This window comes from Streptomyces sp. 3MP-14 (genome assembly GCF_006334905.2).
Taxonomy (GTDB): Bacteria; Actinomycetota; Actinomycetes; order Streptomycetales; family Streptomycetaceae; genus Streptomyces; species Streptomyces triticirhizae.
This window is the reverse complement of record NZ_VDLZ02000023.1, coordinates 76144-89739: the sequence shown is the minus strand read 5'-3', so window position 1 is coordinate 89739 and position 13596 is coordinate 76144. Positions and strand designations below refer to the sequence as shown.

13 protein-coding genes are annotated in these 13596 nt (G+C 73.4%); 7 read left to right on the top strand and 6 right to left on the bottom strand.

All coding sequences use genetic code 11. The annotated features are described in order from the left end of the window. The first annotated feature begins 449 nt into the window (after window positions 1-449). The 5 genes from FH609_RS29190 (at window position 450) to FH609_RS29170 (ending at window position 6509) form a co-directional block, all read left to right on the top strand. Window positions 450-1259 (top strand): ABC transporter permease, encoded by an 810-nt coding sequence (locus tag FH609_RS29190; RefSeq protein WP_139675786.1) that lies wholly within the window; start codon window positions 450-452, stop codon window positions 1257-1259. 31 nt (window positions 1260-1290) lie between these two features. Beyond that, window positions 1291-2055, top strand: a complete 765-nt coding sequence (locus FH609_RS29185) for an ABC transporter permease (protein ID WP_139675791.1) — start codon at window positions 1291-1293, stop codon at window positions 2053-2055. Window position 2056: 1 nt separating this feature from the next. Continuing rightward, window positions 2057-3055: an ATP-binding cassette domain-containing protein gene (locus FH609_RS29180; protein ID WP_139675784.1), complete on the top strand. Its 999-nt coding sequence runs from the start codon at window positions 2057-2059 to the stop codon at window positions 3053-3055. A 101-nt stretch (window positions 3056-3156) separates the two neighbouring features. Further along, the gene (locus tag FH609_RS29175; protein ID WP_139707907.1) at window positions 3157-3957 is read left to right on the top strand and encodes an ABC transporter ATP-binding protein; all 801 of its coding nucleotides are present in this window, start codon (window positions 3157-3159) and stop codon (window positions 3955-3957) included. Then, window positions 3954-6509, top strand: coding sequence for an ABC transporter permease (locus tag FH609_RS29170; protein ID WP_139675181.1), 2556 nt, complete (start codon window positions 3954-3956; stop codon window positions 6507-6509). Before FH609_RS29175 ends, FH609_RS29170 begins: the two co-directional genes overlap by 4 nt. 92 nt (window positions 6510-6601) lie before the next feature. On the opposite strand, the gene proC is transcribed toward FH609_RS29170, so the two are convergent. The 6 genes from proC to FH609_RS29145 form a co-directional block, all read right to left on the bottom strand. Further along, window positions 6602-7414: a pyrroline-5-carboxylate reductase gene (gene proC, locus FH609_RS29165; protein ID WP_139675178.1), complete on the bottom strand. Its 813-nt coding sequence runs from the start codon at window positions 7412-7414 to the stop codon at window positions 6602-6604. 199 nt (window positions 7415-7613) lie between these two features. After that, window positions 7614-8390, bottom strand: a complete 777-nt coding sequence (locus FH609_RS29160; RefSeq protein WP_139675175.1) for a class I SAM-dependent methyltransferase — start codon at window positions 8388-8390, stop codon at window positions 7614-7616. Between the two features lie 4 nt (window positions 8391-8394). Beyond that, complete coding sequence (locus FH609_RS31300; RefSeq protein ID WP_193318116.1) at window positions 8395-8547, bottom strand: hypothetical protein; 153 nt, start codon at window positions 8545-8547, stop codon at window positions 8395-8397. Window positions 8548-8635: 88 nt separating this feature from the next. Further along, window positions 8636-8926 (bottom strand): hypothetical protein, encoded by a 291-nt coding sequence (locus tag FH609_RS29155; protein ID WP_122399683.1) that lies wholly within the window; start codon window positions 8924-8926, stop codon window positions 8636-8638. Then, window positions 8923-9270: an ArsR/SmtB family transcription factor gene (locus tag FH609_RS29150; RefSeq protein WP_139675173.1), complete on the bottom strand. Its 348-nt coding sequence runs from the start codon at window positions 9268-9270 to the stop codon at window positions 8923-8925. Before FH609_RS29150 ends, FH609_RS29155 begins: the two co-directional genes overlap by 4 nt. 213 nt (window positions 9271-9483) lie before the next feature. Beyond that, complete coding sequence (locus FH609_RS29145) at window positions 9484-10059, bottom strand: hypothetical protein (RefSeq protein ID WP_226962032.1); 576 nt, start codon at window positions 10057-10059, stop codon at window positions 9484-9486. A gap of 130 nt (window positions 10060-10189) precedes the next feature. Between FH609_RS29145 and FH609_RS29140 the strand changes: the two genes are divergently transcribed. After that, the gene (locus tag FH609_RS29140; RefSeq protein ID WP_139675170.1) at window positions 10190-12421 is read left to right on the top strand and encodes a protein kinase domain-containing protein; all 2232 of its coding nucleotides are present in this window, start codon (window positions 10190-10192) and stop codon (window positions 12419-12421) included. A gap of 354 nt (window positions 12422-12775) precedes the next feature. Next, window positions 12776-13387, top strand: coding sequence for a metal-dependent phosphohydrolase (locus FH609_RS29135; protein WP_139675167.1), 612 nt, complete (start codon window positions 12776-12778; stop codon window positions 13385-13387). The last annotated feature ends 209 nt before the right edge of the window (window positions 13388-13596 follow it).

Sequence of the window (13596 nt, the reverse complement as noted above, 5' to 3'; positions counted from 1 at the left end):
TTCAAAAGAAAGCGCCCACAAAGATGCTCGAACATCCTCGCAAACAACTCAAAAATCTGGCATTGACTTTTGGCACACTGTTGAGTTCTCAAGGAACGGACGCTTCCATCAAACCCCTCTCAGGGCCATCCGGGCGCTTCCCTTCGCTGTGTTCCCGACTCTATCACGCTCGATTTCTCGAACTTGACCTCCGTCGGGGGGAGTTGAGGTTTCCGCCCTCCGGCGTGCCGTAACCGTAGAGGAATTCTCCGGCCGATCCAAATCGGCCTTCCGAGCTGATCCACTCCGGGGCAAGCTCGAAGGACCATACGGACCGGCCCCGGTGGTGTCAAGTTGGGTCCTCGCGGGGTGGAGACCCCGGTGGTGGGGGTCTCTCAACGGCCGGTAGGCTCGGACGTCTTTGGCATTTTTCGGGTCATCTCACGGGCAGGGGCAGAGGCCATGCGGTCATGAGGTCTTCGGGGGTGTACCGCTCGGTGGCGGGCTACAGCTTCCGGCGGTACGCGACCTACCGGCTGGCCACGGCGGCCGGGGTGTTCACCAACACGGTCTTCGGCTTCATCCTCACCTACGCGTTCATGGCCCTGTGGCACGAGCGGCCGCAGCTCGGCGGGTACGAGCAGGCGGAGGCGCTCACCTTCGTGTGGGTGGGGCAGGCGCTGTTGGCCTCGGTGGCGCTGATGGGTGGCGGGTTCGAGGCGGAGCTTCAGGAGCGGATCAGGTCGGGGGACGTGGCGATCGACCTGTACCGGCCGGCCGACCTCCAGCTCTGGTGGCTGGCGAGCGATCTGGGGCGGGCCGCCTTCCAGTTGGTGGGGCGCGGGGTGGTGCCGATGGCGGTGGGGGCGTTGGTCTTCGACCTGGCGCTGCCGGTCGACCCGGTGGTGTGGGCGGCGTTCCTGGGGTCCGTGACGCTGGCCGTGGTGATCAGCTTCGCGATGCGCTTTCTGGTGGGGCTCTCCGCGTTCTGGATGATGGACGGGGTGGGGGCGAGCATGGCGTGCACCGTGCTGTCGACGTTCTTCTCCGGGATGATGCTGCCGCTGACCGTCTTCCCCGGGGCGCTGGGCGAGGTGGTGCGGTGGCTGCCGTGGGCCGGGATGTTGCAGGTGCCGGCGGACGTGCTGCTGGAGCGGCGGGCCGGGTGGGCCGTGGTGGCGGGGATCGCGTTCCAACTTGCGTGGGCGCTGGTCGTGTTGGGGCTGGGCCGCTGGGTGCAGTCGGTGGCGACGCGGCGAGTGGTGGTCCAGGGTGGTTGAGGGGACGCGGGCCTTCGCGCTGGTGGCCTGGATGTGGATTCGCGCGGCGTTGACCTATCGGACGTCGTTCGTGATCACGACGTTGGCGAATCTGGTGCTGACGCTGCTGGATTTTGTCGTTGTCCTGGTGATGTTCTCCCATATCGATGCGCTGGGCGGCTTCGCGCTGCCCGAGGTGGCGTTGCTGTACGGGAGCGCGAGCCTGGCGTTGGGGATGGCGGACCTGGTGCTGGGGAACGTGGAGCAGGTCGGGCGGCGGATCAGGGACGGTTCGCTGGACGTGCTGTTCGTGCGGCCGGTGCCGATCTTCGTTCAGGTGGCGGCGGACCGGTTCGCGCTGCGGCGGGTGGGGAGGCTGATCCAGGCCGGGGCCGTGCTGGGGTGGGCGCTCGTGAACGTCGAGGTGGAATGGACGCCGGGCCAGGTCCTGCTGCTGGTGTCGATGCTGGTGTCGGGCTCGGTGATCTTCGGGGCGCTGTTCACGCTGGGTTCTTCGTTCCAGTTCTGGGCGCAGGACGCGGCGCAGGTGCAGAACGCGTTCACCTATGGCGGGGGCGCGCTGTCGCAGTATCCGCCGACGATCTTCTCGCGTGAGCTGGTGCGCGGGGCGACGTTCGTGGTGCCGCTGGCCTTTGTGAACTGGCTGCCGTCGCTGCGGCTGTTGGGGCGGGACGATCCGTTGGGGCTGCCGGGGTGGGTGGACTTCCTGTCGCCGCTGGTGGCGGTGGCGTTGACCGGGCTGGCCGCCGTGGTGTGGCGGTCGGCGGTGCGGGGCTATCGGAGTACCGGGAGCTGAGATGAGCGAGAACCTGATCGAGCTTGACCGGTTGGCGAAGGTCTTCCGGGTGCGGCGGCGTGCCGGGTTGGTGCGGCGCGAGGTGAGCGAGGTGCGGGCGGTGGACGGGATCTCGTTCCGGGTGCGGCGGGGCGAGATGGTGGGGTACATCGGGCCGAACGGGGCGGGGAAGTCGACGACGATCAAGATGTTGACCGGCATCCTGACGCCGAGCGGTGGGCGGCTGCGGGTGGCGGGGATCGATCCGGCGCGGCAGCGGACGGAGCTGGCGCGGCGGATCGGGGTGGTGTTCGGGCAGCGGACGACGCTGTGGTGGGACCTGCCGTTGGGGGACTCGTACCAGCTGGTGCGGCGGCTGTACCGGGTGGAGCCGGCGCGGTTCCGGGCGAACCTGGAGCGCTGTGTGGAGCTGCTGGAGCTGGGGCCGCTGCTGGATGTGCCGGTGCGGCAGCTGTCGTTGGGGCAGCGGATGCGGGGGGACATCGCGGCGGCGCTGCTGCACGATCCGGAGGTGCTCTATCTGGACGAGCCGACGATCGGTCTGGATGTGATCAGCAAGAACAAGGTGCGTGGCTTTCTGCGCGATCTCAATCGAGAGAAGGGCACGACGATTCTGCTGACGACTCATGATCTGACCGATATCGAGCAGCTCTGTAGCCGGGTGATGGTCATCGACCGGGGGCGGCTGATGTACGACGGGGCGTTCGCCGGGTTGAGCGAGGTGGGCGAGAGCGAGCGGACCCTGGTCGTGGACCTGGCGGAGGAGCGGCCGGCGATCGAGGTGGCGGGGGCGCGGGTGGTGCGGGTGTCGGGGCCGCGTCAGTGGCTGGCGTTCCCGGCCTCGCGGAGCGCGGCGCCGCTGGTGGCGCGGGTGGCGGCGGACTATCCGCTTCAGGACCTGTCGCTGCGGGAGCCGGACATCGAGGAGGTCATCGCCCGGATGTACGCGGCGGGTTGGGACGGGGTGCGGGGGGCTGGCGGGGGTTCGGGGGTGGGGTAAACCCCCGCTCCGATACGGCGACGCGCACCATCGAGACGCGGCTCGCCGAAGGCCAGGGTTGGGTGCGTTGACATCGTGCGTTCCCAGCGGAGGCGAGTTTCGTGACATCGGCCGTAGTGAATCCCAGGACCGAAGGCGGCCCGGGGCGGGCCCGGGTGGCCGCCCGGGCGGTCGGGGTGGTCAAGGCGTACGGCTCCGGCGAGACGCGGGTGTCGGCGTTGGACGGGGTGAGTGTGGATGTGGAGCGGGGGGTGTTCACCGCGATCATGGGCCCCTCGGGCTCGGGGAAGTCCACGCTGATGCACTGCCTGGCCGGTCTGGACACCGTCACCTCCGGCCGGATCTGGGTCGGGGAGACCGAGATCACCGGCCTGAAGGACAAGCGGCTGACCCGCCTGCGCCGCGACAAGATCGGCTTCATCTTCCAGGCGTTCAACCTGCTGCCCACCCTCAACGCCCTGGAGAACATCACCCTCCCCATGGACATCGCCGGCCGCAAACCCGACCCCGACTGGCTGGAGCGCGTCATCTCCACCGTCGGCCTGGCCGAACGCCTCAAGCACCGCCCCAACCAACTCTCCGGCGGACAACAACAACGCGTCGCCGTCGCCCGCGCCCTGGCCGCCCGACCCGAGATCATCTTCGGCGACGAACCCACCGGCAACCTCGACTCCCGCGCCGGCTCCGAAGTCCTCGACTTCCTACGCCGCTCCGTCGACGACCTCGGCCAGACCATCGTCATGGTCACCCACGACCCCGTCGCCGCCTCCTACGCCGACCGCATCGTCTTCCTCGCCGACGGCCACATCGTCGACGAGATGCGCGACCCCACCGCCGACCGCGTCCTCGACCGGATGCGCAACTTCGACAGCGCTTCCCGGGGTTGGGGGCGGACGTCATGACCGTGCTCAGGACATCGCTGCGCAGCTTCTATGCCCACAAGGCGCGGATGGTGCTGTCCGGCGTCGCGATCGTGCTGTCGGTGGCGTTCGTCTGCGGGACGTTGATCTTCAGCGACACGTTGAACTCCACCTTCGAGCGGTTCTTCGGCGCGACAACCTCGGATGTGACCGTCGAGGTCGAGGAGGAGGAGCACGCCCAGCAGACGGGCGTTCCGGAGTCGTTCCCCGCCGACGTGGTGGAGCGGGTGGCGGCCGTCGACGGCGTGGCCGAGGCGTTCGGCGCGGTGGAGAGCACCGGGCTGACCGTGGTCGACGCCGACAACGAGAGCCTGGAGTGGGACGGCGGTGGTCCCACCACCGGCGGCGACTGGGGGCCGGTGAGCCAGCGGCTGATGGAGCTGGTCGAGGGGCGCGAGCCGGCCGCCGGCGACGAGGTGCTGGTGGACGCGGACACCGCCGACAACGCCGACGTGGCGGTGGGCGACGCGCTGACCGTGGTGACCGCCTCCGGCAGCCATCCGGTGACGGTGGTCGGGGTCGCGGAGTTCCAGGGGAGCAACCCGGGCGTCGCCTATGTGTTCTTCGAGGAGACGGCGGCGCGGACGGTGCTGCTGGGCGCGGAGGACCGGGTGAGCCGCGTAGCGGTGGACGCGGCCGACGGGGTGGGCGACGCGGAGTTGAAGGCGCGGATCGCGGACGAGCTGGGCGGCGGCTTCGAGGTCAAGACCCGGGAGGAGAACCGGGAGGAGGCCATGGCAGAGGTCGGCTTCCTCGACATGCTGCGGTACGCGATGCTCGGCTTCGCGGGGATCGCGGTGCTGGTCGGGATCTTCCTGATCGTCAACACCTTCTCCATGCTGGTCGCCCAACGCACCCGCGAGATCGGCCTGATGCGCGCCATCGGCTCCAGCCGACGCCAGGTCAACCGCTCCGTGCTGATCGAGGCCCTGCTGCTCGGCGTGGTGTGCTCGGCGCTGGGCGTCGGGGTCGGGATCGGGCTGGCGATGCTGCTGTTGCGGGGGATGGAGTCGCTGGGGATGAACCTGGCGGACGCCTCGTTGACGGTGACGGCGACCACGCCGGTGGCCGGCATGGCGGTGGGGGTGCTGGCGACGGTCGTCGCGGCCTGGCTGCCGGCGCGGCGGGCGGGGCGGGTGTCGCCGATGGCGGCGCTGCGGGACGCCGGGACGCCGGGCGACGCCCGCGCCGGCCGGATTCGGACGGCGGTCGGGCTGGTGCTGACGGGCGCGGGGGCGGCGGCGCTGCTGCTGGCGGCGACGGCGGACGACGGCTCGGACGGCGGGGCGTTCCTGGGGCTGGGCCTGCTGGCCACCCTGGTCGGCATGGTGGTGGCGGCGCCGCTGCTGGCGTCGCTGGCGATGCGGGTGGTGAACGGGCTGGTGCTGCGGGCGTTCGGGCCGGTGGGGCGGCTCGCGGGGCGCAATGCGCTGCGCAACCCCCGGCGCACCGGCGCGACCGCCAGCGCGTTGATGATCGGGCTGGCGCTGGTGAGCGGTCTTGCCGTGGTGGGGTCCTCGGTGGTGGCCTCGGCCTCCGACCAGCTGGACCGCACGGTGGGGGCCGACTTCATCGTGGACAGCATGGGCCAGCCGATCGTCGACGAGGCCGCGCAGTTGGTGCGGGACACCCCGGGGTTGGTCCATGTCACCGACTACACGTCGGTGTGGGCCACGGTGACGACGCCGGACGGGGCGAGCGACGACCAGGAGTTGGTGGCGGCCTCGCCGACCTATGCCGATGACCTGCGGTCGGAGACGGTCGAGGGCGAGCTGGTGGCGGCGTTCGGGCCCGGGGCGATGTCGGTGCCGGAGACGTTCGCGAGGGACCACGGGCTGTCGGTGGGCGACGCGGTGCGGGTGGATTTCGTCGGCGGCGGCTCGGCGGAGGTGACCATCGCCGCGGTGACCTCCGAGGACACGGTGATCGACCAGGGCGCCCTGTATGTGGGCTTCGACACCGCGCGGGATGCGCTGGGCGAGGAGATGCCGCTGAACGTGGCGATGTTCGCCAGGGCGGAGGACGGCCAGGAGGCGGCGGCCTATGCGGCGCTCAAGGAGCGGCTGGACCAGTTCCCGCAGTACGACGTCGCCAACCAGGCCGACTACAAGCAGCGGATGGAGGAGGAGATCGGCGGGCTGCTGAACCTGATCTACGCGCTGCTGGCGCTGGCGATCCTGGTGGCGTTCCTGGGCGTGGTGAACACCCTGGCGCTGTCGGTGATCGAGCGGACCAGGGAGATCGGGATGATGCGGGCCATCGGCCTGTCCCGGTCGCAGCTGCGGCGGATGGTGCGGCTGGAGTCGGTGGTGATCGCGCTGCTGGGCGCGCTGCTGGGCCTGGGGCTCGGCATGGCGTGGGGGCTGACCGCGCAGCGGCTGCTGGAGCTGGGCGGGTTCCGGGTGTTGGAGATCCCGTGGCCGACGCTGGGCACGGTGTTCGTCGGCTCGGCGGTGGTCGGGCTGCTGGCGGCGCTGCTGCCGGCGTTCCGCGCGGGGCGGATGAACGTGCTGCGGGCGATCGCCACGGAGTGACCGGCACGGTGAACGGGTGTGGGGGCGCGGCGCCTTGGGCGTCGCGCCCCCGCGCTCGTGCGGGCGCGCTCGTCGGGGGTCGGGGGCGCGGGTCAGGCGCCGGTGGCGGCGCCGAGTTCGCGGCTGCGGTCCCTGGCCGCCTCCAGGGCGGCGAGCAGGGCGGCGCGCACCCCGTGGTTCTCCAGCTCGCGGATGGCGCTGATGGTGGTGCCGCCCGGGGAGGTGACCGCCTCGCGCAGCGCGACCGGGTGTTCGCCGGTGTCCCTGAGCATCACGGCGGCGCCGACGGCGGCCTGGACGATCAGCTCGTGCGCCTTGTCCCTGGGCAGGCCGAGCAGGATGCCGGCGTCGATCATGGCCTCGACCAGGAAGTAGAAGTAGGCGGGCCCTGAGCCGGAGAGCGCGGTGGCGGCGTCCTGTTGGGACTCGGGCAGCCGCAGGGTGCGGCCGACGCCGTCGAAGACGGCCTCGGCGGCGGCCAGATGGTGCTCGGTCGCGTGGGCGCCGCCGGAGATCACCGACATGCCCTCGTCGACGAGGGCCGGGGTGTTGGGCATCACGCGCACCACGGGCGTGCCCGGGGTGAGGCGGGACTCGACGAAGGCGGTCGGGATGCCGGCTGCGGCGCTGATCACCAGCCGGTCGGCGGAGACGTGCGGCGCCAGCTCGTCCAGCAGCGCCGGCAGGTCCTGCGGCTTGACCGCGAGGATCAGCGTCTCGGCGAGCTTGGCGGCCTCGGCGTTCTCCACCGCGACGACGCCGTGCCGGGCGCGCAGCTCGGCGGCGCGCTCCGGGCGGCGGGCGGTGACCAGCACGTCGGCGGGCGCCCTGCCGGCCTTCAACAGGCCGACCAGCAGGGCCTCGCCGATCTTTCCCGTGCCGACGACGGCGATCTTCCCGGACATCCGTGGCTCACCTGCTCCGTGTTGAACGTGCGCTGCGTTGAACGTGCTCGGGGCGACCGGCCCGCCGCGCGGGAACCAGGGCCGCCGCACGCGGGGAACGGGTCCCGTCGTCATCCTCGCACCGCACGCGACGGGGGCGCGGCGGCGTCCGGGTGCCGGTCAGCCCGCCGTCACCCCCGTTACCGCCGGTTCGTTCCGTTCAGTCGGAGGTGAGCCGGACCGGTCGGGGGAGGTAGGTGAGCCGGACGACATAGGGCTCCTCGACCAGGCCGTCGGGGAAGAGTTCCCCGACGATCGCCTCCTCGCGGGCGAGCACCGGGCGGGTCTCCTCCGGGTCGAGCACGGCGAACTGGGAGTGCGTGGCGAGGTTGGCCAGATGGGTCGCGAGCGGCACGGTGCGCCGCCAGGTCACCTCGCGGTAGACGGGCTGGAGCGCCGGCTCCAGGGCGGTGAGGTGGTGGCCGACGATCCGGGTGATGTCGTGGGCGCCGTGCTGCGGGAGGCTTTCGCGCAGCCGGTTGGCCTGCTCGTCGACCCAGCCGACGGTGCGGTCGTTGGTGTTCCACCACAGCGCGAGGCCGCCGCCGTGGCGCAGCACCCGCAGCGCCTCGGGGAGCGCCACCTCGGGCCTGGTCCAGTGCCAGGCCTGGGCGTAGGTGACGAGGTCGACGCTGGCGTCGGCGAACGGGAGGGCGTCGCCGCTGGCCCGCACCAGCGGCACCCCGGGCGAGGCGGTGCGCAGTTGGCCGGCCATGCCGGCGCCCGGCTCGACGGCGGTGACCTGGACGCCGCGTTCGCTCAGGCCCCGGGTGGCCTTGCCGGTGCCGGCGCCCACGTCGAGTCCGTGGGCGCCGGCGAGGGAGCGGCCGAACGCCTCCTCCAGCGCGTCGTAGAGGGTCGGCGGGTAGTCGGGGCGGGCGGCGGCGTACTCGGCGGCGACGGCGTTGAACGAGGTGGCGAAGTCTGAGGTCCGCATGGCCTCAGCCTTCCTCACCGGCCCCTTCGGCACCAGGGTGCTCGGGCGTGGGCCGGGCCCGGGGGCGGGGGTGCTCCCGGGGGAAGCCGTCGTCGTCGTACTCGCCGCTGGGCGGGCCGGGCCGCAGGATGCGGACCAGGCGGTGCAGCGCACGCATGAGTAACTCCCTTCCGTTGATGGGCACTTCGCGAGCGGGGGGACATGGGGGATCGGTGGTCCGGCGGGCGGGCGGCAGGTGGCCGGGGTCAGTCGACCTCGCGCATCATGCGTTCCACCGAGCCGATCGACCTGCGGGTCTCGGCGAGTTCGTCGGTGTAGCGGCGGAGGATCTCGGTGTTGTCCTCCAGCAGCTCGGCGTACTTGGCGGCCAGGCGGCGGTACTCGTCCTCCCGACCCGCGAGCATCCGGGCCCGCCAGGTGGCCGCGATCTGCCAGACGACGACGATCATCAGCACGAAGACGCCGCCGGTGCCCAGGGCCGCCGCCCAGACGCCGGCGGGGTCGCCGGCCGCCTGGTGGATCAGGGGCTCGTTCACCGCGATTCCTCTCTCTGCCCGGTCCTGCTGAGCGTCTCGGTGGCCTGGGCGATGCTGTCGGGGGTGAGCTGGTAGAAGAACGGAGTCACCTCGTAGAACCGCATGGCCTTGCCGTCGCTGGAGAGTTCGAGCGAGCTGGTGACCAGCCCGGCGGACTCCAGGCGTTGCAGGTGCATGTGCAGCAGCGGGCGGCTGATCTCGGTCTCCCTGGCCAGCCTGCTCACGTAGTTGCGACTCCGGGCGAGCGCGGCGACGATCCGCAGGCGGTGCGGGTTGTTGAGGGCGCCGAGCACCTTCAACAGGTGGTCGCCGCCGCGAGCGGCGTCGGGGTCGTTCTCGGGCACGGGTCCTCCCTCCCCACGCCGCTCCCGCTGTCCCTTTCGCGCGGGTCGTGCCGTGTTCACCGGGTTCAGAGTCGCAGCGCGGCGCGGCACGCGTCAAGAAAAGCTGACACATGCCAGGGAAGGCTGGGGGTTCCCCCTGAGCCGCCCCTGAGGGCCGGGTCAGGGTCGCGCGCGGCGGGTGCGTTCCGCCGGCGCGGGGCCGTTCCCGCCGCGTCAACCGCGCCGGCGGCGGGCCGGGTTGCGGGAACGCTTGGCCACCAGGCGCCGGTGCCGGTCCAGCGCCTCCTCGTGGCGGGCGCGCGCCAGCCGCTCCCCCGGCGCCTCGACGGCGCTGCGCAGCGTGTAGGCGGCGAGCACCCCGACGAAGCCGACCACGTTGATCGAGCGGAACGCCGACTCGTCCACCTTGGCGTCCGGCGCCGGCCTGCTCCAGCCGAGCCACTGCCGCGTGAAGGCCAGCGCCGTGCAGATGGCGAACGCCAGCGCCACCAGCGCGCCCAGCCAGCCCGGGGTCTCGGCGCCCGTCAACCCGCCGTAGCCCAGCGTCAACACCAGCGCGCCGCCCAGGGTCAGCACCAGCCCGCCGAGGAACAGCCCGACCCGGCGCAGCCGGTAGCCGCCGGAGCGGTCCACCCAGGAGGTGCCGTAGAACCGGATCGGCTCGGGGCGCGGCTCGCCGGGCGACTCGGCCTGCGGCTGGGCCTGGGGCCGGTCCTGGGGCCGGTCCTGGGGCCGGTCCTGGCGCTCCGACGCGGACGGGGTGACGGTGGGCCGCACAGACTTGGACATGTGGTCGATTATCTCCGTGCCGGCGGCGGGGGGTCACTCCGGTCGCGCAAGTACGCTGTCCCCGGCGTAATCGCGACAGACCGACGTACCCCGTGCGGAACGGGTACCAAGCCACTTCAGGGGGAGTCGCATGGCGGACGGTGGCGGCGAGGGCAGGCCGGGGCGCGGGGGCGACCACCCCGAGCGCATCGGTGACTACGTGGTCGAACGGCGGCTGGGCAGCGGCGGCATGGGCGTCGTCCACCTCGCGCGCACGGTCGCCGGGCGGCAGGTCGCGATCAAGGTGATCCGCCGCGAGTACGCGGAGAACCCGGGCTTCCGCGCCAGGTTCCGCCGCGAGGTGGAGGCGGCCCGGCGGGTCAGCGGCGCGTTCACCGCGCCCGTCGTGGACGCGGACCCGGACGGCGACCCGCCGTGGCTGGCCACGCTCTATGTGCCGGGCGGCTCGCTGACCGAACGGATAGACCGGCAGGGCCCGTTGACCCCGCGCGAGGCGGCGCGGGTCGGCGCCGAACTGGCCGAGGCGCTGCTGGACATCCACCGCTGCGGGCTGGTGCACCGCGACCTCAAGCCGGGCAACGTGCTGCTCGCGGAGGACGGGGTGCGGGTGATCGACTTCGGCATCTCGCGGGCGCTGGGCGACAGTCACCGGCTGACGGAGGACGGCGCGGTGCTCGGCTCGCCGCCGTTCATGGCGCCCGAGCAGCTGACCGGCGACGGCGAGGTGACGACGGCGGCCGACGTGTTCGCGCTGGGCGCCGTCGTGGCGTACGCGGTGACCGGGCACAGCCCGTTCGAGGCCGGCCGGCTGGCGGGCGGCGACCCGCTGGCGGTGGCCTACCGGGTGGTGCACGAGTCGCCGGACCTGGGCGATGTCCCCGACTCGCTGCGGGACCTGGTGAGCCTGTGCCTGGTCAAGGACCCGGAGCAACGGCCCGAGGTCGCGGCGGTGTTGCGGATGGCGGCCTGGGCCGACAGTCGGGCGCAGGCCGCCGGGGTGCGCGAGTCGCCCGTCTGGCGCGGCGCGGCGGGCGGCGGGTCCGACACGGGCGCCGGCGGGCGGCGCGGCGCCGGGTCGGGCTCCGGGTCCGGGTCCGAGGCGACGACGGCCGGCGGGCGTCGGCGGCGGGTTCGGCGGGGGCGGCGATGGGCGCTGGCCGGCACGGCGCTGGTCGCGGTCGGCGCGGCGGGCGCGGCGCTGTGGCTCAACGGGCCGGCGGACGACGTCGATCCCACCGACCGGCCGACGGTCGCCGGCGACCCGGCGCCCGGCGACGACCCGGCGCCGCCGGAGCCACGGGAGGTCGAGCCCTGGGAGGTGGACCTGCGGGACTGGGGCGTCCAGGACGCGGCAACGGAGGGCTTCGGCTGCGAACCCGCGCCCGAGCAGGGCGTGTTGTGCTCGGCCGCCGGCCAGTTCGCGCTGCTGCTGAACGCGGACGGCACGGAACGCTGGCGGTTCAACGGGCCCCGCACCGGCCTGATGGGCCCCAACGCGACGGTGGTCGGGGAGCACGTGCTGGCCCAGTCGGACGGCGGCCTCGCCGCGCTCGACCCGGCCAGCGGCGAGGTGCGGTGGGAGATCGACGCCCCCGAACTGGGCGAGACGCTGGTGGTCGGCGACGAGGCGCTGGCATTCCGCAACGGCGACAGCACGGTGCGCTTCTACGCCAACGACGCGCCGGACCCGCTGGGCAGTTGGGAGGTGCCGGGCCGTTACCTCACCGACCTGCTGGGCCACGGCGACCGCTTTCTGGCGGTGAGCAGGGAGGACGAGTCCGGGCAGGACCCGCGGGTGGAGCTGCTGTCGGCCGAGGGGCGGCCGGTGTGGTCCACGGCGGCGACGCCGCCGCCCGAGGTGCCGAGCCTGCTGCGCGGCATCGGCATGGACGAGCACGCGGCGTACTTCGAGGAGTGGGACGTCGACCTGCCGGTGGCCAACGCCGTGTGGCGGCTGGACCTGGAGACCAGGGAGTGGGCCAGGACCGAGTTCCCCGAGCCGACCGAGCCCAGGACCGTGCTCGCCGGCGGCGTGCTCTACGCGTCCAGCACCGGCGGCGTCCTCATCGCCATCGACCCGACGGCGGGCGAGGTGCTGTGGCACCGGGCGACCGGCGTGGAGATCGCCTCTCAGCCGGCCCTCGCCGACGGGGTGCTCCATCTCTCCGACGGCGACGGCGTGTTGCACCGGCTGTCGGCCGAGGACGGCGAGCCCTTGGACGCGGGCGAGCCGCACCCGGGCACGCCGGGCGCGGGCAGCGACGCGTGGCCGCCGAGGCCGGCGGTCGGCGAGGGGGTGGCCTTTGTGCCGACGATGGGGAACACGCTGTACGCGGTGCCGCTGGGCGCGGCGGCGGAGTAGGGGGGCGCGGGGCGCGCTGGCGCGCGCCTCGGAGGCGGGGGCGCGCGGATGCGCGGGGGCGCTGGCGCGCGGCGGGACGGAGAGCGCTGGCGCGCGGCGGCCGGGGGGCGGCGCCCGCGCCGGCGGGGCGCGGCGCGGGTGTGCGCTGGCGCGCGCCTCGGAGGCGGGGGCGCGCGGATGCGCGGGGGCGCTGGCCCGCTGGCGTGCGGTGGGACGGGACGGGTGGGTGCGGTGTGGCCGGGGTGCGGGGACGGGAGCGCCGTTCCTCGGACGCGCGGCGCTGGCGCGCGGCGGGCGCCGTGCCTCGGGTGCGCGGGCGGGCGGTGGGACGGGGTGGCTGGGCACAATGGCGCCATGGCCACCCTGGACTTCACCGAGCTGACCGAGCGGTACGCGGCCCTCCCCGACGGCGGCGGCCGGGAGGTCGGCGCCCGGCTGCTGGCCCGCTGGCGCGAGCCGCACCGCAAGTACCACAACGAGGACCACCTGCGGTTTCTGCTGGCCCGGCTGGACGAGTTGGCGGGCTCGGCCGCCGACCCGGTGGCCGTGGAGCTGGCCGGCTGGTTCCACGACGCGGTGTACGACCCGCGCGGCGCGGACAACGAGGAGCGCAGCGCCGAGCTGGCCGAGGCGGCGCTGCCGCACTCGGCGCGGCACGCCGAGGTGGCCCGGCTGGTCCGCCTGACGGCGGGCCACCGCCCGGCCCCGGGCGACACCAACGGCGCGACGCTGTGCGACGCGGACCTGGCCGTGCTGGCCGGCTCGCCCGAGGAGTACGCGGCGTACGCGGCGGCGGTCCGCGTCGAGTACGGCCACCTGGCGGACTCCGAATTCGCCGCGGGGCGCGGCGAGGTACTCCGCCAACTCCTCGCCAGGCCACGGCTGTTCCATACGGTCTACGGCAGCGAGCACTGGGAGCCGACGGCCCGCTTCAACGTCTCGGCGGAGCTGGCCCTGCTGTCCTGACGGCGCGGCGGGGCCGCCCGGCGCGGAGCCGCCCGGCGCTGGCGCGCCGGAGCGGCGGGGAGGTGCGGGACCGGGCCGCCCGGCGGCGGACCGGTTGGGTCGGTTGGCGGCGGGCCGGTTGGCGATGGGGGGCGCGTCGCCTGGCGGCGGGCCGGTTGGGTCGGTTGGGTCGGGCATCGGCGCGGGGTGAGGTGCTGGCGAGACGCGCG